This is a genomic window from Hominimerdicola alba, assembly GCF_900109655.1.
Classification (GTDB): Bacteria; Bacillota; Clostridia; order Oscillospirales; family Ruminococcaceae; genus Hominimerdicola; species Hominimerdicola alba_B.
This window is the reverse complement of the sequence record NZ_FOAT01000019.1, coordinates 36,179-55,972: the sequence shown is the minus strand read 5'-3', so window position 1 is coordinate 55,972 and position 19,794 is coordinate 36,179. Positions and strand designations below refer to the sequence as shown.

Annotated in this window: 14 protein-coding genes; 4 read left to right on the top strand and 10 right to left on the bottom strand. The window is 43.3% G+C overall.

Annotated features, from left to right (window positions below; all coding sequences use genetic code 11):
• On the top strand, positions 1 to 669 hold a 669-nt coding region (locus tag BMY75_RS15375; protein WP_139199852.1), incomplete at its 5' end, for a helix-turn-helix domain-containing protein.
• On the top strand, positions 663 to 1,556 hold the full coding sequence (locus BMY75_RS15370; RefSeq protein ID WP_170844323.1) for an IS3 family transposase: 894 nt from the start codon (positions 663 to 665) through the stop codon (positions 1,554 to 1,556). The genes BMY75_RS15375 and BMY75_RS15370, both read left to right, overlap by 7 nt.
• A 186-nt stretch (positions 1,557 to 1,742) precedes the next feature.
• Here the strand turns inward: BMY75_RS15370 and BMY75_RS15365 are convergent, their stop codons facing one another.
• Together BMY75_RS15365 and BMY75_RS15360 are read right to left on the bottom strand one after the other, a co-directional pair.
• Positions 1,743 to 4,595: a glycoside hydrolase family 9 protein gene (locus tag BMY75_RS15365; RefSeq protein ID WP_242940261.1), complete on the bottom strand. Its 2,853-nt coding sequence runs from the start codon at positions 4,593 to 4,595 to the stop codon at positions 1,743 to 1,745.
• 88 nt (positions 4,596 to 4,683) lie between these two features.
• Positions 4,684 to 6,495, bottom strand: coding sequence for a glycosyl hydrolase (locus tag BMY75_RS15360; protein ID WP_074835569.1), 1,812 nt, complete (start codon positions 6,493 to 6,495; stop codon positions 4,684 to 4,686).
• Between the two features lie 992 nt (positions 6,496 to 7,487).
• On the opposite strand from BMY75_RS15360, the gene BMY75_RS15355 reads away from it, so the two are divergent.
• Positions 7,488 to 11,234 carry a family 43 glycosylhydrolase gene (locus tag BMY75_RS15355; protein ID WP_074835564.1) on the top strand — a complete coding sequence of 1,249 codons (3,747 nt, stop codon included), beginning with the start codon at positions 7,488 to 7,490 and terminating at the stop codon, positions 11,232 to 11,234.
• A 166-nt stretch (positions 11,235 to 11,400) separates the two neighbouring features.
• Here BMY75_RS15355 and BMY75_RS15350 read toward each other — a convergent pair whose 3' ends face one another.
• The 8 genes from BMY75_RS15350 to BMY75_RS15315 form a co-directional block, all read right to left on the bottom strand.
• Positions 11,401 to 11,958, bottom strand: coding sequence for a GNAT family N-acetyltransferase (locus tag BMY75_RS15350; RefSeq protein ID WP_074835561.1), 558 nt, complete (start codon positions 11,956 to 11,958; stop codon positions 11,401 to 11,403).
• A 26-nt stretch (positions 11,959 to 11,984) separates the two neighbouring features.
• On the bottom strand, positions 11,985 to 12,572 hold the full coding sequence (locus BMY75_RS15345) for a GNAT family N-acetyltransferase (RefSeq protein ID WP_074835558.1): 588 nt from the start codon (positions 12,570 to 12,572) through the stop codon (positions 11,985 to 11,987).
• A 30-nt stretch (positions 12,573 to 12,602) separates the two neighbouring features.
• On the bottom strand, positions 12,603 to 13,211 hold the full coding sequence (locus BMY75_RS15340; RefSeq protein ID WP_074835556.1) for a nitroreductase family protein: 609 nt from the start codon (positions 13,209 to 13,211) through the stop codon (positions 12,603 to 12,605).
• A 39-nt stretch (positions 13,212 to 13,250) separates the two neighbouring features.
• On the bottom strand, positions 13,251 to 13,481 hold the full coding sequence (locus BMY75_RS15335) for a DUF1653 domain-containing protein (RefSeq protein ID WP_074835553.1): 231 nt from the start codon (positions 13,479 to 13,481) through the stop codon (positions 13,251 to 13,253).
• Positions 13,482 to 13,658: 177 nt separating this feature from the next.
• Complete coding sequence (locus tag BMY75_RS15330) at positions 13,659 to 14,597, bottom strand: hypothetical protein (RefSeq protein ID WP_074835550.1); 939 nt, start codon at positions 14,595 to 14,597, stop codon at positions 13,659 to 13,661.
• Positions 14,594 to 15,160: an RNA polymerase sigma factor gene (locus BMY75_RS15325; protein ID WP_074835548.1), complete on the bottom strand. Its 567-nt coding sequence runs from the start codon at positions 15,158 to 15,160 to the stop codon at positions 14,594 to 14,596. Before BMY75_RS15325 ends, BMY75_RS15330 begins: the two co-directional genes overlap by 4 nt.
• A 235-nt stretch (positions 15,161 to 15,395) precedes the next feature.
• Positions 15,396 to 16,715 (bottom strand): sensor histidine kinase, encoded by a 1,320-nt coding sequence (locus BMY75_RS15320; protein WP_074835545.1) that lies wholly within the window; start codon positions 16,713 to 16,715, stop codon positions 15,396 to 15,398.
• Entirely contained in the window at positions 16,712 to 17,452 is a 741-nt protein-coding gene (locus tag BMY75_RS15315; RefSeq protein ID WP_074835542.1) for a LytR/AlgR family response regulator transcription factor, read from the bottom strand. Before BMY75_RS15315 ends, BMY75_RS15320 begins: the two co-directional genes overlap by 4 nt.
• A gap of 751 nt (positions 17,453 to 18,203) precedes the next feature.
• Here BMY75_RS15315 and BMY75_RS15310 point away from each other — a divergent pair.
• Positions 18,204 to 19,784 carry a fibronectin type III domain-containing protein gene (locus tag BMY75_RS15310; RefSeq protein ID WP_074835539.1) on the top strand — a complete coding sequence of 527 codons (1,581 nt, stop codon included), beginning with the start codon at positions 18,204 to 18,206 and terminating at the stop codon, positions 19,782 to 19,784.
• Positions 19,785 to 19,794: the final 10 nt, after the last annotated feature.

Genomic DNA, 19,794 nt, shown 5'->3' with positions numbered 1-19,794 from the left:
CTGACAGATGAAGAAAGAATTCAAGCAGTGCAAGAATATCTTTCAGGAAAAGGAAGCTATGCATCAATAGCCAAGAAATATGGGGTTACAAAAGAAACGTTTAGACAAATGGTAGTTTTCGCAAAAACAGATGGAATAGAATCGGTCAGGATCAGCCATACAAACAAACGGTATTCTGCGAAAACTAAGTTGAAAGCAGTAACTGAATATCTTGACTGTAAAGGAAGTCAAGTAGAGATATGCCGAAAGTATCATATTTCATCCACAAGTGTTTTCAGAAAGTGGATTTCATGCTATAATAGCGGTAAGGACTTTAAAGAGCGAACATGCTCGGAAAGAGGAATTACCATGAATAAAGGCAGAAAGACCACCCAGGAAGAAAGAGCTCAGATTGTTGCGTTCTGTATTGAGAACGGCAAGGATTACGGACTTACTATGGAGAAATACGGTGTATCTTACGAGCAGATCTATTCTTGGGTACGAAAATATGAAGAAAAAGGTGTAGAAGGACTTACCGATCGTCGAGGCAAGGCAAAATCAGAAGATAAACTGACAGAGACCGAACGCCTCCGTATGGAGAACAAGATACTCCAGGCAAAACTAAAAGATAAGGAAATAGAGATAAAACTGTTAAAAAAACTGAAAGAATTGGAAGGAGGCGATTGGTAAGCGGAGTACATAATGAAGCAAAGTATCTTGCAATCAAATATATGAATGAAGTGGATAAGTATCCCATCCAGAGGCTTTGTAATGCTGTTCATATCGCACGCTCTGCTTACTACAAATGGCATAAAAGAAAACCAAGCTACAGTCAGCTGACAAACGAACAGCTCATAAAATGGATCATACAGCATTACGAAGAAAAAGACGGTATCTTAGGTTATCAAATGACAATCGTTATCAACCGTGAACACGTTGTACATTACAACAAGAAGAGAATCTACAGATTGATGCAGATACTTCATATGAAATCTGTTACCCGAGTAAAGAAAAAGACCTACATACCTTCGACACCGCAGGTCACAGCTGAAAACATACTGAACAGGGATTTTCATGCGGACAAGCCTAATCAAAAGTGGCTTACAGATGTAACTGAGTTCAAATACTACGTTGGTCCGATAATCAAAAAGATCTATCTCAGTGCTATTATCGATCTTTATGACAGACGTATAGTGTCATACAAAATATGTGACAGCAACAACAATGACCTTGTTTTCTCAACATTTGATGAAGCTGTAGCACTTAATCCGGATGCTCATCCGATATTCCACAGTGACAGAGGTTTTCAATATACCAGCAAAGCATTTCATCAGAAACTCATTGATGCCGGAATGATACAAAGTATGTCCAGAGTTGGAAGATGCATTGATAACGGATCGATGGAAGGCTGGTGGGGCATGCTGAAATCAGAGATGTACTATCTGCGGAAGTTCACATCCAGAGAAGAACTGATAAAAGCGATCGAAGAATACATAACATACTACAACACAAAGCGTTATCAGATAAAACTAAACTGCATGACACCGATGGAATACCATGAGGCATATGCAGCATAATTCAGTCATACAAAACAAACAGCAGCCTGCACAATTAGTACAGACTGCTATTGGTTAATACATAGAATACTTTTGTTTTTTACACTGTCTACTTGACAGGGGGCGGGTCAGATCGGACAGGCTCTTAATTTTGGCACATCACAAAAACGGCAGCTTCCGAAGAAACTGCCGTTAAAGATCATTATATTACTTTACAGTAACTGTTACAGCGTTCTTGATCGCTGCGGTTGATGTCCATTCACCGTTTACCTTAGCTGCGATAGCAACCTTGTATGTCATTCCGGGGGTCAGGTTCTTGGGTGTCATGTAGCTGAGAGTAGATGCAGGTATCTTAGCTGTCTGAACTCTCCACTTGCCAGCCAGATATACAGCTATGCCGTAGTTGGTAGCGCCCTTTACAGATGCCCAGCTGAATCTGATCTGGTGATACTGTGTGTTGTATTCAACCTTGACGTTGGGAGTAGTGACAGTAGAAGAATTCTCTGCTGCTGTCTTAAAGGTTATAGCCTTGGAGAAATCTCCGCTGTAGCTTCCGTTCTTGTTTGCAAGAACAGCTACCTTGTAGCTTGTGCTTGCCTTCAGACCGCTGAAGTTGTAGGAAGTGCTTGCAGTTTCAGCGATCTTTGACCACTTGCCGTTGGTGTAACCGAATACGCCGTACTTGGAAACTCCGTCAACACTGTTCCAGCTGATGGAAGCAGTAGAAGCAGTGGTGGATTTGCAGGTAACGGTAGGCTCGGTAGTAGTATCATTAGGCTCATCGAATACAGGCTTTGTGCCGTCAGGCTCGATACCGCCGACCAGTTTATCTCCGCTGTATACACAGATATTCTCGGTCTTAACTTCTGTACCTGTTGCGAAGAATGCGTCATCTTCCTTGTAGATCTTGAGATCCTTGTAGCTGGGGTCATCGGTAGGATCCCATGAGTCGCCGTAGTACAGACCAACAGTGAACTGATACTTCTTGCCGGAGTTTGCGATATTGTAATCGCTCCACTTGATCTCGGCATAATACATATCTTTCATCTTGTCATACTTATACGGACCGCTTATCGTTCCGTTAGCCGGAGCAGCCTCGGTAGAAGCCTGATCGTAGAGCTCGGATACCTTTACATTATTAGGATCTGCCATTCCCTTTGTGCTGAAATAGTAACGTACAGAAAGATCTTCTACCTTCTTGGTGGAAGCTGTCATTACATAAAGGGAAACCTTTGTAACACCTGCACCGTTAGCGTTGAGGTCATCGATACCGCAGGCAGTTACCCAGCATTCGTTGCTTGTAGAACCGCCGTTCGCGCCTGAGAATGTAGGCTTGGGAGGGAAGTTCTTGGTAGGAGCCATTTTAGAGGTTCCGTAGTACTTGTAAAGACCTGCGCTCGCGCCTACAAAAGCTGCGTTGTAGTCGATGGTAACTTCGTTGTATGTCCAGTCCTTGGTTATGTCATTGTGAGCATCCTTGTTGTCGGGACCGCCTGCAAGTGCGCCGAAAAGAACATATCTCTGAGGATCGGGGTCTTCGCACTTGGTAAGACCTGAGCTTGCTCTGTGGTGAGGATACTCAACAGAATTCTCATTGTAGCCAACGATGAAACATCTGCTGCCGTGGAGTTCATCTTCGCTCCAGGGTTCAGGCTCACCATTCTTTTTAGCCTGTTTGTTTGCTTCGATACGCTCAAGGTAAGTTATATCATTGTTACCCATGAGGTATTCCATCTGACCCTTTGCCCAGTCGCTGTACTTGTTGGGCTTGTCTCCGTTGTACTTGGTGTACACAAGAGCTTCAAGCTGAGCAGCTGTATTGTAACGTGCGCTGCCCCATGTATTGAGCCACCAGTAGCCCTGAGGTGTTATCTCACCTATGCCGCCTGTCATATAGGTGTTCAGTGCCTTTTCAACAGACTCCCAGCAGTCCATCTGCTCATAGGGGCTCTTGTTTGCAGCTTTCTTGAATTCTTCTATGAAATCGGGATAAACGTACTCGCCCTTATTGTAAGGTGTATCTCTGCAGATCTCGCCGAGTATACATTGTACGCCGCCCCATACGTCATTCCAGCAGTGAACGTAGCAGGGAGCTGCATAGTAGTCATAATAGGGATAGATCTCTTCAAGATACATATGGTCGCCTGTTATCTTGTAAAGCCAAGCAGCGGCCCAGCAGTAGTCATCCTGCCATTTGCTTGACTGATAATAACCCTTAGGACCGTCGCCGTTATCGGAAAGCTCCTTGGGATTATCCATAGCGAACTTGAAAAGTGCCTTTGCATATTTAAGGCTCTTCTGAGCATATGTCTTGTCTGTATCCTTGAAGTTCAGATAGTTTATAGCCAGTGAAGCAGCTGCGGAAGCAGCATAATCTGTCTGAGGCTTCTCAGGTGTCAGGAAGAAAGCGGCTCTTCCCATTTCGTCCATTTCAGGTGAGTTCCAGTACTGGTGATCGATATCACCGTCGCCAACCTGATAGCAGTGAAGTACTACATTACCGTTCTTGTCAAGGAATGTACACTTCATAAGGTAGTCATTGAAATGACGGAGTATTGTCTCGATATGATCCTGCTCACCGATCTTTACATAGGAATCACGGAACTCGTAATAGCCCCAGCCCACTGTTGAAGCGGAATAGTTCTCGGGCATACCGAATTCTACGTGGTCACCTGCATCGTGGAAACCGCCTGCAACATCAACATAGCCGTCGCCATCGGGATCAAGGAGACTCTTGTACTTCTTGATCTGAGCTTCTGTAAGGTTTACACCCTCCCAGTTGTCAATAGGATGAAGGGGTACCTGTGCATCGTAGGTATGACAGTTTCCTCTCCATTCAAAGCGATTGTTTCCTTCAACGTCATCTCCGCACATATTCGCATCGTAGAAATACATTGAATACTGCAATGCTCTTGCGAAGTCGTACTTGACGCCTGAAGAATTGGCAATTGCTTCTTTGAGTTCGTCAGCCGCATGAACAGCAGGGGCAAAAACTGCCGCCTGGCTCAGTACGAGAGACGCACTTGCTGCTGCTGCCAGCAGCTTGTTTCTTAACTTCATGATATTCTCCTCCTCAAAAGATTTTATATTCTGAATTAACAGCCCTATCCCAAAAGAAGAATCTCTGCTTTTGTTTTGCTGTTAAGTATCAGACTTTGAATGACTTGATGATACCTGCTGCGTACTTTTGTATCTCACTGGCATCAAGGTCGGTCAGACCATCGCCTCTGTTGTTTACATCTGCATTATCAAGACCCTGAGCTGAGATAGCATATTTCTTGGGATTAGCGAGATACTGCTTTACAAGTACAGCATCGGATATATCAACCTTGCCGTCGCAGTTTGCATCACCGTAAAGCACCTTAGACTTTGTGTTTGTGCTTTCAGTGATCGGATAAGTTTTCAGGTCGGGAAGTTCATCGAGAGTTATACAATATTCGCTTGTATAAACATCGATAAGATTATCCACGGGATTGTTCTGCTCGCTGGTGAGGTAGTTCATGTACCAGGGGCAGAAGTAGAGCCAGCCTGCTCTTTCATTGGTAAGATTTTCTATAGACGGTATAGAATCGTTCTCTGACATGGTAACCATTTTCTGACCGTCAGTGCTCTGTACAAGGCTGTAGAATGTTGCCGAGATAGCGCTGAGGTTCGGCAGACCGTCCTTGGCGTTGTACTTGTCGCAGCCAACTATATCAACTACATCGTCACCGGGATACCATTCCGATGCAGCAGGTGAAGTTGAACCTGTCCATATCCAGATAAGGTTATCCAGTCCGTATACATTAGTAAGCTGGTCATAAAGCAGACGGTAGAGCTTCTTGCAGGGTTCTGCACCCTCTGCGCCCCACCAGAACCAGCCGCCCTCAGCTTCGTGGAGAGGTCTCCACAGCACAGGAACGTCTGCATCCTTGAGCTTTTTCAGTTCGCCTGCGATAAGTTTGATATCAGCCATGAGAACTTCATTTTCCCATGTGCCTTCTTCAAGGGCTTTGGTTATGCTGAAAGTTGTATATTTATCACTTGCGGATTTAACATAGAAAGCGATATCCTTGCCGCCTTTTTCAGAGGGAACGTTCCAGTGCCATGTCATAGTCACGATTCCGTGATACTTGTTTGTCCATTCGATTGCACGCTCGGGTGCATCGTCTCTCCAAGTGGAAGATGTGCAGTATGCCAGCAGGTCGATTCCGCGTATCGCAGGCTGTTTGCCCGTCTTTTCGAGGATATACTCGAATTCTGCTTCGTTGTCCTTGATGAAAACATCGGGACTGTTCCATGAATTGTAGTTGTGGGAACCGCAGTACTCCTGCTGACCCGCGATTATGTGCTTACCGTACTGATCGCGCAGATAGCTGTAAAGACGCTTTGTGGAATCCGAAGCATTCGGGTTTGAAAGCTCGGTAGTCGGTGATAGATTTGCAATATGCTCAGGTGCAGGCTCTACTTTTAAATAGTCAAAATAAGTATAGCCCCAGTAGCCTTCCAGTTCAACGGTATTCTTTCCCTTGTTCAGCAGAACTATACCGCCCGAAACTTCGCTGAAAGATTCGTTGTACGGGAAAGTGAGTTCTCCCTGATTGACACCGTTAACATTGAGATACTGAACTTTTCTGTTTCTGTCGCTAGGCTGGCAGTAGCAGAAAGTCAGCTGATAAAGTCCTTTTTCGGGAGCGTTGACTTCAACACTGACAGTAGTACCTTTCTGGTCAAGATAGGAGAAACCTTTTCCAGAAAAATTCGAGAGGTCTGTAGCGTCGCTCCAGTCTCCGCCGCGTTTAAGACCCTCAGTTCCGTTGGAAAAGATCTTTCCGCCGGAGGTCTTGCCGTTTTCAAATTCGTACACCTGAGCGTTTCCGCCTGCTGCTGTTACAGGATAAGTAACAGATGGTGCGGCAGCCGAGGTAGCTATTATAGCTGCTATTACGGCTGACATTGTTTTTGATACTTTCTTTCTCATCTTCATTTTCATTCATCCCTTCAGAGCTTTCGCGTCTGTGATGCTTAAATTATCTTTATCTGAAATAATTTAATTAATCTACAGACATAACATACCATGTAAACTCCATACTATAATATATCACGTTTTGGGGCAAATTGCAATAGTTTCCACAAAAAATTAAATATTTAATATTGCTGATTTAAAAATATACTAGTCAAAAATTGCGGATTTTGTGTATCCATTATTTTGAGTTTGATTCAGGATACCTAATTTGACAGTTAAGCTTAGGCGACTGATTAGTATTATAGGATATGTTAATCAGCGGACAATTCACAGGATGGTGTATGTAATATATAATAGTATATATTTCGTTGGCTTGTAATTATTGGAAATTTCCGGACAGAAAATCACAATTTATGCCTTATTGTTCCACAATATATATCAAAAAATTAACGTACAAACATATTAAAAAAATGCACTTGACAATAAATCGTGCTTGTGCTATAATTTTTAACAATAACAACAGTGCTAACTAAAATTGTATTGTTCTCGCGCTAAATTAGGAAGAATTCACATGACGATATGGACTATTCAGCAATGGAACAATTCTTATCTATTTAGATTTTAAAGTCAGACGCTGGTAAAACATATGAGGATATTAACATACAATATAAAAATATTATCGCGTGTGATTCCGTGCTCTGATACATAAAAGAAGGCATATGTATCAGTAGATGAGACAGTGCCGTCACATATCTGATTTCTTGAAAATCGCGCATTTTCTGCCTTTTGTTTGCAAAACCTGAGACGATAATAGGGTAAAACCTCAAAAGTCATACGAGTTGTACTGATTTCAGATATCTGCATGAAAAACATATCAGCGTTGATCGGCTGCAGCTCGGTACTTGATCAAGTCAAAAAAGTGTTGTAAAACGGCACTTTTAATAACAGAAGGATGCTTCTGTGGAATATGAAATATGGGAGACCAATTCAGATTGGAGGAAGACGTTATGTCAAGTTCAAAAACGATAGCGAAAAGGTTATTGTCAGTACTGTCGTCAGCTGCTCTTGCTGCTTCTTGCTTTGCTGCTGCCGGTGCATCTATTCCGGCTATGACTGCAAATGCTCTTGAAGCAGGACAGGTAGCTAATCCCGTGATATGGGCAGATGTTCCCGACCCTGATATCATCAGAGTTGGCGATACTTACTACATGGTAAGTACTACTATGTTCTTCAGCCCGGGTGTACCTGTTATGAAGTCCAAAGACCTTGTATCATGGGAGATATGCTCTTATGTATACGATACCATGGCTGACGGCGCAAAGCAGACACTTTCCAATGGTCAGCACGATTACGCTCACGGTTCATGGGCAGCGAGCCTAAGGTATAACAAGGGCACATTCTATGTATTTTTCGGAAGCTACGGCACGAATAAGTCCTATATTTATAAGACTACCGATATCGAGAGCGGCAACTGGACAAAGAGCGAGATAAGCGGTATGTACCACGATGCTTCCATGCTTTTCGATGATGACGGAAGAAACTATCTGGTTTACGGCGGCGACGGCAATATCAAGATCAAGGAGCTCAATTCCCAGATGACAGGTTTTGCATACGGCGCTCAGGAACGTACCATCATCAAGACAGGTCTTAACGGTCTTGCAGGTGAGGGCTCACATATCCAGAAGATTAACGGTTATTATTATGTATTCCTTATTGCATGGCCCAGCGGCAGCGGAAGAATTGAGCTTTGCTATCGTAGTAAGAGCCTGACAGGTTCTTTTGAGGGCAAGACTGTTCTCAATTCTGGTCTCGGTACTTACGGCTCGGGTGTTGCTCAGGGCGGTATAGTTGATACTCCCGACGGAAACTGGTACGGTCTTCTCTTCCAGGATCACGGTGCAGTAGGACGTATACCTGTTCTTGTACCTGTTACATGGCAGAACAACTGGCCTATAATGGGCGTTAACGGCAAGGCTCCGATTGTACTTGATATGCCGGGAAATCATACAGGCACACAGCTTGCTAAGGATGATGAGTTCAGCTACAGCTCCAATAAGCTTAAACTTGAATGGCAGTGGAACCATAATCCCGATAATAATTACTGGTCTGTTACCGAAAGACCGGGCTGGCTCCGTCTTAAAAACGGATACATAGCAAAGAGCATCATCAATGCAAGGAATACCCTGACCATGAGGACAGAAGGTCCTTCCTGCTCTGGTGTTATAAAGATGGATGTTTCTCACATGAAGGCAGGAGACTATGCAGGTCTTTCCGCATTCCAGTACAATTACGGAAATGTCGGTGTACGAGTTACCGACAGCGGTGAAAAGAAGATCTACATGGCTACAAACGGCAATTATAACGGCAACAGCGATGTAATGAACAGTGCGGACAAGATCCAGGAAGAAGTATCTCTCAGCAGTAACACAGTATACCTCAAGACTGATTTCCAGTTCAATACCGTTGACAGCAACTACAATGTATCAAATAATATCGATAAGGTAAACTTCTACTACTCTCTCGATGGCGCTAACTGGAAAAAGATCGGCACACAGGTGGGCATGACCTATGACCTGAAGCTCTTTACTGGTTACAGAAATGCTATCTACAGCTATGCCACCAAGTCCACAGGCGGTTATGTTGATGTTGACTATTTTGACTATGAGCGCGCAGAGTGGAATGCGCCTTCGATAGCTGAACCCGATGCTGACGGATACTGGATACACGATACTTTTGAAAGCGGAACAGATAAATGGTCTGCAAGAGGAAGCTGTACAGCTTCTGTCAGCTCGAATTCAAAACTTAGCGGTTCTAAGTCACTCGGTTTCTCTGGAAGAACATCTACATGGAACGGCGGACAGAGATCCCTGAGTACAAGTACATTCGTACCGGGAAAGAGCTACGCCTTCAGCGCATGCTTTGCAAATCTTGATGGTTCTGATACTACCGAATTTAAGCTGACTTTGCAGTACGATCTGAACGGTGAGACTAATTATGCAAAGATAGCTCAGGCTACAGGCAGCCGCGGCAAATATGTTCAGCTCTACAACTCCGCATATACTATTCCATCGGGAGCTACAAACCTCGTACTTGTGGCAGAGACTACTGAAGACACCTGTGATTTCTATTTAGATGAAGTTATCGTAGCACCTGCAGGAACAAAGATAACCGCATCAGGCACCTCAACTGCACAGACAGTTTCAAGCACCTATCTGTTCCACGATACTTTTGAAAATGGTACAGATGACTGGTCGGCTAGAGGCGGCTGTACAGCCGAGACAAGTTCCGATACAAAGTATAAGGGTACCAGGTCACTGAGCCTTTCGGGAAGAACCTCTGCATGGCACGGCGGAATGAAAACACTGAGCACAAGTACATTCGTGCCCGGCAAGAGTTACGCATTCAGTGCCTGCTTTACAAATATACAGGGTTCAGATCCTACAGAATTCAAACTCACATTGCAGTACGACCTGAATGGTGAGACTAAGTATGACAAGATAGCTCAGACTTATGCAAACCGCGGTGAGTTCGTTCAGCTTTATAATGCTAAATATACCATACCCTCAGGTGCAGAAGACCTTGTTCTGGTAGCTGAAACTACTGAGGAGACCTGTGATTTCTTCATTGATGAAGTTATAGCTGCTCCCGCTGGAACAAAGATCGACGGACCCAAGTCCAATGTAGTTGTTGCAAAGGGTCCTGCAAGAGGTGACGTTAACCTTGACGGAGAGATCAACGTAATGGATCTTGTTGAACTCAAAAGAGGTATGTCTAAGGGATTTGTAAACAATGCTTCTAAACAGAATGCAGATGTTGACCAGAGTGGTACAGTTGATAATACCGATGTAACTTATCTTCAGTCATATCTTACAGGTAAGATCACAGAATTTCCTGTGACAGCGCCTGCAAAGACACAGTATAAATACAGCTCAAATCTCCAGTACAAAGAAGCTCCGAGCAGTTACTTCAAACAGCCTGCAAAGCACGGCACCGTTGTCAAGGAATATTATAACGGCATCAACGGCAGCAAGGCTATGAATGTTTATCTGCCTTACGGCTATGACAAGTCGAAGAAGTACAATGTATTCTACCTGATGCACGGCGGCGGAGAAAATGAAAATACCTGCTTCAACGATACTTCCATAGAGATCGACCTCATGCTGGATAACATGATCGCAAACGGTGATATCGAACCCATGATCGTTGTTTGCCCGACATTCAACAACTGTCCCTCAAATGACGGCAATATGGGCGCAGGTACTGTATGGAACGAAATGCGTCAGAGCATAATCCCTTATGTTGAAAGCAAGTACTCAACTTATGCAAACGGCAATACAAGCATCAGCAGCCTGAAAGCTTCGAGATTCCACAGAGCATACGCAGGATTCTCAATGGGCGGCGGCTCCACATGGAAGATGCTCTGTAATAACCTTGACATCTGCGCATACTATATGCCCCTTTCCGGTCACTGCTGGGACGGCGCATCCGGTATCCAGAACGCTATCGACAAGAGCGGTTACTCCAAGCGTGATTACTTTGTGATCGCTGCGACCGGTACAAAAGATCTTGCATATGATAATATGGTACCACTGATAAACACCCTCAAGAGCGACACTAAGCGTTTTACCTACACCAGCGACCTGTCCAAGGGCAACTTCTACTTCCTTGAAGCACCTAACACTACTCACTGGTGGGGTTATGTAAGACATTACATCTATGATGCACTGCCTTACTTCTTCCATGAGGGTCAGTAACAGACTTGATCGTAAGATCTATAAAATAGCTTTCCTCTCATACAATATGCTATAACTGAAAGACAGCCACTCGTTTAGAGTGGCTGTCTTTCTTGTAACCGAAGCACATCAAAACGCTTCAGGGTTCGAGTATTCATCTTAGATTTTCAGTTCAGCAAACCAAGATCTATCCCAATCGATCATCAAGTATTCTAATGGTGAAAAACAGCATACGCAGTCCGCCGAAGGATATCATCAATTGTCGGTATTCTTCGTTGCGAACTCTGCCGCCTATGCTCATAAGGTCGTATATGACACTCGCTTCCTGCATCTTTTGACCCGTCCGCACAAAGCCCGCGCGCTCATAAAACCGAAGACGGTTAACACGCTGTTGGTAGTTTTTATACTTTTTCTCGACTTCTTCAATAGCCAGAAAAAGTCGTCTTCCGCTGTACTTTTTCTGCGCTGCTTTGAGTATCGCACTTCCGTAGCCTTTACCTCGCAGAGCATCATCAACAGCAAAATAGAAAACATAACTAAGGTCGAGATAGTTCACCGTGTACAGAAAACCTATCCATTTATCCCCGTCCCGACAGCTGAAAAAATTGACATTCGGCTTTTTAGCTCCTCTTACAAGTATCCCGAAAGGCGCACGTTCATCAGAGGGAAAAGCTGTGTGATAAAGCCGCTTTATTTTTTTTAGGTCGGATTTGTCGCGTTTGATATTTATAAGTCTGATATTCATGGCTGTCTCCTGTTTTTTGATTTGTGTTACGGCTTCCAGACTAGGTTATACCTTGTCACGCCGTTTGATGCAGTCTTTGTGTTGTAAAGCTCAAAACCGAGATACTGATACATTTCCGCATAGCTTTTCATATCCGTATCGGCAAGCAAAGGAACACCCTTTTTCTTTGCCATATCCTGTGCGAATGAGACCAGCTTTGTGGCATATCCTTTGCCCTGCGCTCGCTTTTCTACCGCGACCATCAACATATCGATATGTGGTTTTTGGGCGTACTTCCAGTTTTCATCGGCTATCTGTTTTATATGCCTCAGCATATTTTTTAGCTTGCAAAAGGGGAGCCGCAGAAATATCCGCCATAGCATTTTCATCTGCGAGAGAGCAAATATATCTCCGCTGTACTGCAAACCAATATATCCCAGACCATCATCGGTCATATACAGCGAGCTTGTCTCGTATACATGATCGACATACGCCGCCATGTATTTCAGAACAAGCTGCCGCCTTTCTTCGATGCTTCCAAACTCGTGAAAAAGTTCGTTGCTGACAAAAGCATCGCCGATCACATAGCGTATTTTTCTCAGCTGTATTTCTGTAAGATCTTCTGCAAGTTTCATTCTGTCACCCGCGTTAAAAAATTATTCCTCTTAAGCATTACTTTCATCTGTAATGTATGTGACCTTGTTACCGGTTCTCTCGAGAGGTTTGCGCTCAGGCAGACCGTTTTCTGTGTCAGCATAACCCACAGCCAGCGCACCGTATACTCGCTCATTTTCTTCAAGACCAAGTTCGCGCTCATACCCAAGCAGCGTTTCATCTTCGTTCAGCCATCTAAGCTGATTTATCCACACACTGCCGAGGTCTAGTTCGTTTGCCGCAAGCATCATGTTTTCAAGAGCGCAGGCAGTATCAGCGATATTATTGCCGTAATCTTTCTGATTCGCAACGATTATCAGGCAGTCAGGGTCATAATGAAAAACATAACCGCCCTGCTTTGATGCTCTGATGGAGTGTGCGATTGACTTGTACATACCCTCGGTTATCTCCATTTCAGCAAAAGCGGTCTGCGCCAGTTCAGCAAGTTTAGCAAGAACTTTCTTGCTGCGCACAACGATGAAGTGACAGTTCTGGGAATTTCCGCCGCTGGGGGCAAAACGTCCTGCATTTAAAATAGCATCAAGCTTTTCATCTTCGATGGGCTTGTCAGAAAATCTTCGTGTACTTCGTCTGGTATGTATGGTTTCAAGTGTGTTCATAGCTGAACTCCTTTCTTTAGCAAAACCGAGGTCTTGATATCATTCGCATTTCTCAAATCGTCTGAATGTCCTGCCGTCTTTCTCGACTATCTCATTCCACATCTCGGCGGGCCGCACCCATACACTGTGTTCGCCGTAAAGTGCACGGTATACTACCATGGGTTCAAGTGTCTCCGAATGCTTTGCTATTTCCAGGACTTCATATTCGTTTCCTTTGTAATGGCGGTATCTGCCCTTGGGGATAGCGGTTGCAGCTTCTTCGTATGTCATTGTTTTTGTCCTTTCGATATTAATGCTTTAATTTACGTGTAGTTTTTCTTGGATAACATTATATCATAATCGTCAAAAAAATACAATATGCTATATCCAGAAACAGCATATATAAACCTGTCTGTAAGTTCTCACTTACGAAAAACCGGCGTACCCGTAAGCACGCCGTTTCATGTTTTATTTAACTTCTTTGAAAAGCATATCACCTAATCTCGCACCATTATAATTGTTTATCTCTACTATGCTTGAAAACCAGACGCAGCCTTTTGGCTTTTCTTTTTCGGGAGAACGGTCAAATGTCGCCGATGTTATATCTATCTCATCGCTCAGGATACTGTTCTTTCTCAAAAGCCGCATATCCCCTGATGTGTTCGACAAATGGTTTAGCCGACGTATGGTTTCTTCTTCATCGGTATAAAAGCCTATCTGCGAAAAGTAAATATGTCTGCCGTCATCATCTATGAATTCTTTGGTCTCGAGATTCGGTCTGAATGAAATATCAAATGATATTCCCTCAAATAATTCTGGGTCATTTTTTTTATCTCTTCTGTCAAGACCGAAGGTCATAACATAGTCTTTTTCAACATCTATATCGCACAGATAAAGATCTTTCTGGAATGAGTATTGTGTATCGGCGACCACATCGTGGTGTATACTGCCTCCGCCTTCAAGAAATATTTTATCACCAGTGGAAACATCATTTTTTTCTGTTATGTACATATCAAAAAACGGTTTTTCTCCTATATAGTCAATGCCTTCGCTGTCAAGACTCTCAACCGTAAGCACCATACTGCCGACATTCCCGTCTGATAGAACGGTGTCTACCGTGATGCGAAAATGCTCGTTCTCGCTTACATAATTCAGGGCAAGACCCTTGTCTTCAAGATAATCTGCGGTTTTCTCATCAAAGTATTCCATCACCGCTCCTTTGTGCTCAAACTGAGTATATATTGCACCTGCAGGTATTGCCAGCGCCACCGCCGCGGCTATACCGATGGTGACTTTTTGCAGTATTTTTTTATTTGAGCTGTGCTTTATGATTCGCTCTCTCTTTGCTGATATCACGAACCTGTCATCAATTCCATTCATTGATCTTAATATATCATTTCCGTTCATGGCTGTACTCCTTTCTTCTCTAAAAATTTCCTGAGCTTTTCTCTTGTTCTGTGAAGAGTAGTTTTGACCTTGCTTGCGGTGAATCCTGTTTCACTTGCTATTTCTTCCACACTTTCTCCGAACCAGTACCGCTTGACGAATATATCGCATTTATCCTTGGACAATGTGTCAAGAAACTCGTTTATCAGCGCTGAAATAAACTTGTCATCCGGTGAAGAACTGCGGCTCACATCGGGTATACACTCCTCCATTTCGTGAGTGAGTTCAACAAGCTGTGCAGAGCGTTTTGCCGTCTGCTGTTTCTCTATAATATTGTAAGCCGTGCATCGGCATAGCCTTGCAAGGTAAGAGAAAAGATCTTCGGGCTTCTGGGGTGGTATAGAATTCCATGCCTTTAAATATGTATCATTCACACATTCCTCAGCGTCACGGGGATCGCTGAGAAAGCTTTTGGCAAGCCCGATAAGCCGTTTCTCGTAGCGTTTCTCAGTTTTTGTCACGGCTGCAGCATCACGTGATAAAAACAGTTCAACAAGTTCGCGGTCATCTTCAAACTCGTCCATTGGCTGAGCCTCCTTTCTCTCTTCACTATGATAATCAGGAAACGGAACAAAAAGGTTACACTATTCCGAATAATTTTCAAAGAATTTTGAGAAGCTGATCTGATATATTTTTAAATATACCGTGTGCCTTTTTTTGATAGCACACTTTTTTACGCAAACTTTAAATGCAGCTCTGACTGTTATGTGTTCAGAACTGCATTAAAAGTTATGTATTTTATATTACACTTATCTTCTTTTATTCCGGCTGATACATAAGTATGCTAACATTAAATATCCCGTTTCGGGTCTCGATGACCATTGAACCATTGTAGCGTTTCACGATGTTCTGCACCGAATGAAGACCGATGCCGTGCCCTTCTTTGTTGGTGATGGGCAGTTCATTTTTGTCCAGTTCTATCCTGCCGCGGTAGGCGTTGTATATGGAAATGACCAGAGTTTTTGGGTTGAGAAGACCGATACGGACATTCACAAGTCGTTTTTGGCCTTCAAGTTCCGATGCTGCACGTATGGCGTTTTCAACCAGATTGCCCATGACCGCACACATATCCGATTCTTTAACTGGAATATCTTCTCCAAGGTCGATCGACCAGTTTACAGCAACCTCCCGTGATCTTGCGGTTTCATCATAATGGTTTGCGATAGCGTCAACAGCCTGATTCTGGCATATGGTGTTGTGACGCTGTGAGATATGTTCAACAAGTGGTGCGATGTATTTTGTCAGCTTATCCGTCTGACCTTTTTTCAGATATTCGTTGATAAGCAGTATATGCTGACGAAAATCGTGCCGCAGCTGAGAAGACTCCTGCAAATACTGTCTTGTTTTTCTGTATTGGTTTTCTTCCATCTTGAAAAGGTCAAGACTTCGCTGCAATTCGGCACGCTCGGTCAGCTTTTTCGAGAGCCACCACAAAATATGATACAGAAAGAATGTCACCAGCGGTACGGTGAGAAAAACAACAAGGCTTATCCTGCGAAGTCTGCCTGTCATGACATTTTCTGCACTTAGTGGATTTATCCAGATGATTAAACACGATGATAGTAGCTGTGTGACAGAAAGAATTTTCCATACCTGATCAAGTTCTTCAGTCTCAAACATTTCGGGAAATTTCTTGAAAAGCGTTCGTGAAAAGACCAATCCGATAATTAATGTAACTCCAAGACATATCAGCCCCGAAAGCTCAGTATAGACGTTATCGGTATTTTTCAGCTCCAGCGGTGCGGTGAGAAATGTGTTGTAAGTTGTGCAGAATCCGCAGAGAAATACTGAATTTGCAAATGAGACAAGCTTTTGAAAAAATGGCAGTTCAAAGCAGAAATCATACATTACGAACATTGCCGACATAGCAGGAAACAGGATATTGTTAGTAGTCAGGTCCATTATTGAACAAATCAAAGCACCGCCCAGAGTGAAGGTCACAAGCATAATAGCCAGTGCACCAAACAGGAAAGCTTTGCTTACTCTTCGACAGCGGTATACAGGAATTATCGCCATAACAGATGCTGGAATGACCATTGAAAGCTCGGTGAAATATCTTAGCACAAGGCTGATATTCATATTTCAAGCCTCCTGCGCATACGCGAAGCGGCGTATTTCGTGTATTTTGCAAGAATATCCTTGCGCCCGCGCCTGCGGACGGGGTATATCATATCGTCCTGCATGACTATCCCGTCGCCATTTACCTGTGAGGCATAGTCCATATTTATTATGACACCTCTGCTGCAAAATAGAAAATTCGGTTCGTTTTCCAATGCAGATTCAAGTTCGCCGAACAGCATGATGCTCTGTTTTACTTCTCCTGTGATGAGTTTCACATCGACCGAGTGATTATTTGAAAGCACAGCAACTATCTCGGAAAGAGGTATCTCCAGCACCATATGGGGAATGTTGACTTTCAGAAGTTTGTCCTCAGCGTTAAGGTCACAGATGGTTCTTTCCATTACATTGGCAAAGTCTGCATATTCAAATGGCTTGCAGAGGAATCCCTTTGGCTGAGAAGGGAAGGACTGAAATACAAAGTCCCGAGTGGTAGACATAAATATGATACTGATATCTCGGTCGGCAATTCGGATCTTATCAGCAAGAGAAAGGCCATCCATCTCCCCAAGGCACACATCAAGAAATATTATCTCGAACATACCTTTCCGATAAGTTTTAAGAAATTCTTCGGCTGTAGAATAATTTGCCGTTCTTATAGTGCAGTTTTGTTTTTCACCGAAAAATCGGTCAATGAAGTTTTTTATGATTTCGCGGTCGTGCTCCAGATCATCGACCACCGCAATATTAAGTTCCATAACCCCACCCCTTTAAGTAATGAATAACTTGATATTAACGATTAATTAATTATAGTACAACTTGATATATTTATTATATCATAGTCACAATAAAAAAACAAGATTTTCATTGACCATTCACGCAAGTTTTGTACAACTCACGCAACTTCTATTGACATTTATGCGTTTTTGTATTACAATAGCCAATAAAGTGATGAATATTTATTTTGTACATCATTAGTTAAAAAATACAGAGGCACAGTTATTTGCTTTTCTGTTATATCTGCAAAAAATGATACTGTCTTTATGTGAAAAAATAAAACTGACATCGTCGCAAGACTGGAAAAACGTGTAAAAATTGTTCGCTGATACGAACTTTTTTGAACGTGCTTTGGTAAATAATTTTCTCCTGCGATGCGCTCGATCAAGAAATTTTGGCTTACATAAGTGATGGTATCTCTTATGCGGAAATTTATGGTAAAACATTCAATATATATAAAAATTATTTATATCTTACCGGATTACAGTATTTTATCATAGAAAAAGATGCATAAATAGTATATTTCATGTTTCAATTATTTGAATCTGTTATGAATTTATATTCTGAAAAGTGCGATAACTCTATGGTTCGACAATATGTATATATTGAATAATATACCATTTGTTAATCTGTGCTTTATGTAAAATTAACCTGGCAATAGGAGTGAACCCTATAAGTAAACAATTTAGGGGACGCTTTTATATCAATAATTGTTTTAAGGAGGTTCTGAAAATGAACAAAGGAAGAAATTGTAAGAAGGTAGCAGCAGCTCTGATGGCACTGACTATGACAGCAGGAATGGTTCCCGCTAACATTTGCAGCTTTATAAGCGTAACTGCAAATGCTGAAGAAGTAGAGCTGATAGTCCCCGCTGATGAGGTAGTTACCGATGATGAAACTACCGCCGAAGAAGTTGTAGCTGTAGATTACAGCGCACTTACCGAGGGTGAGTACATTATTGACGGTGACGTAACTGTTGAAAGCATTATCACAGTTTCAGGCGTTGTTGATCTTACACTGAATGCAGGCGCTACACTTACAGCTTCTCAGGGTATCGTTATCGAAGAAGGCGCTGTACTCAACGTATACGGCGAAGGCACACTTGTTGCAACTGGTGCTCCCAACGAAGGTACAAACCAGTTCGGTCACAATGCTATAAAAGGTACCATAAACATCTATGGCGGTACAATCGACGCTACTGCAAGTGATTCTGCTACAGGTTGGGGTTATGACTGGTGGCTGCGCGGTAACGGCGGTGTTCCCGGTGTAGCAGCTATCGATGGTGATATAACTGTATATGGCGGCAAAGTTATCGCTAAGGGCGGTAATGCAGGCAATGGTGGCGATGGCTGGTATGCAGGCAACGGCGGAGACGGCGGATATGCACTGGCAGGCAAGATCACAATCTACGGTGGCGATTTTGACCTTAAGGGCGGAAAAGCCGGCAAGGGCGTAAAGAGCAGCAACTCATGGGGCGGCTATCCCGATGGCGTAGATGGTAAGGACGGTGCTGCATTTGATCCCTCTTCTACAGTATATGTAGACGGCAAAGCTGCAATCGTCGAAAAGATAAACTATGTAACATGGAACTGGTTCTTAAATGAAGATGGTACATACACCGCAGTTCCCAAGCTGTTCAAAGCAGACGGCACTGAGAGCGATATCAGTGACGAGGAAGTAAACATTACTACAGCTTACTCTAAGGGTATGACAATCTATACTGCTACCATTTTTGTTGATGGCAAGGCATACAGCAATTCTATCCAGACTGAAGCAAAGGTGAAGTTCAATCCTGAAGTAACTTATGAGAAGGGTTATAAGAAGGTAACTCTGAATTGGGATAGCGTATACGGTGCTCAGAAGTATGGCGTTGCCGGTTATGTAAACGGCGCATGGAGACTTCTGGAGCAGGGTCACGGCAACTCTTATGTTCTTAAGAATCTGAAGCCCGGTCAGGAGTACAAGGTCGCTGTAGTTGCAATGTTCAACGGTAAGTGGAACGTGGATACATCCAATGCTATCACTGTATCTCCTAAGGATGCTGAATATCCCGAGGTTACCGATATTGAATACAGCAGACAGTTCCATCAGTTCAAACTGTATTGGGATGAACTGGACGATGCAGATGAGTACGCTGTTGCTGTTAAGCTTGCAGGCAAGTGGAAGATCCTCGGCTGCACTGAAGACACTTCTTACACTTCTCCCAAGCTGATAGTTGACAGCACTTATGAGATGGTAGTCGTTGCTAAGATGGACGGCAAGTGGGATCTCGATAATATCGACAGCAGAACATTCACCGTTACTGTACAGTAATAAAACTCCT

Excerpts from the sequence above, each read along its gene's own strand:
- BMY75_RS15365 (WP_242940261.1), bottom strand. The coding sequence starts at position 4,595 with ATGAAGTTAAGAAACAAGCTGCTGGCAGCAGCAGCAAGTGCGTCTCTC.
- BMY75_RS15360 (WP_074835569.1), bottom strand. The coding sequence starts at position 6,495 with ATGAGAAAGAAAGTATCAAAAACAATGTCAGCCGTAATAGCAGCTATA.
- BMY75_RS15355 (WP_074835564.1), top strand. The coding sequence starts at position 7,488 with ATGTCAAGTTCAAAAACGATAGCGAAAAGGTTATTGTCAGTACTGTCG.
- BMY75_RS15350 (WP_074835561.1), bottom strand. The coding sequence starts at position 11,958 with ATGAATATCAGACTTATAAATATCAAACGCGACAAATCCGACCTAAAA.
- BMY75_RS15345 (WP_074835558.1), bottom strand. The coding sequence starts at position 12,572 with ATGAAACTTGCAGAAGATCTTACAGAAATACAGCTGAGAAAAATACGC.
- BMY75_RS15340 (WP_074835556.1), bottom strand. The coding sequence starts at position 13,211 with ATGAACACACTTGAAACCATACATACCAGACGAAGTACACGAAGATTT.
- BMY75_RS15335 (WP_074835553.1), bottom strand. The coding sequence starts at position 13,481 with ATGACATACGAAGAAGCTGCAACCGCTATCCCCAAGGGCAGATACCGC.
- BMY75_RS15330 (WP_074835550.1), bottom strand. The coding sequence starts at position 14,597 with ATGAACGGAAATGATATATTAAGATCAATGAATGGAATTGATGACAGG.
- BMY75_RS15325 (WP_074835548.1), bottom strand. The coding sequence starts at position 15,160 with ATGGACGAGTTTGAAGATGACCGCGAACTTGTTGAACTGTTTTTATCA.
- BMY75_RS15320 (WP_074835545.1), bottom strand. The coding sequence starts at position 16,715 with ATGAATATCAGCCTTGTGCTAAGATATTTCACCGAGCTTTCAATGGTC.
- BMY75_RS15315 (WP_074835542.1), bottom strand. The coding sequence starts at position 17,452 with ATGGAACTTAATATTGCGGTGGTCGATGATCTGGAGCACGACCGCGAA.
- BMY75_RS15310 (WP_074835539.1), top strand. The coding sequence starts at position 18,204 with ATGAACAAAGGAAGAAATTGTAAGAAGGTAGCAGCAGCTCTGATGGCA.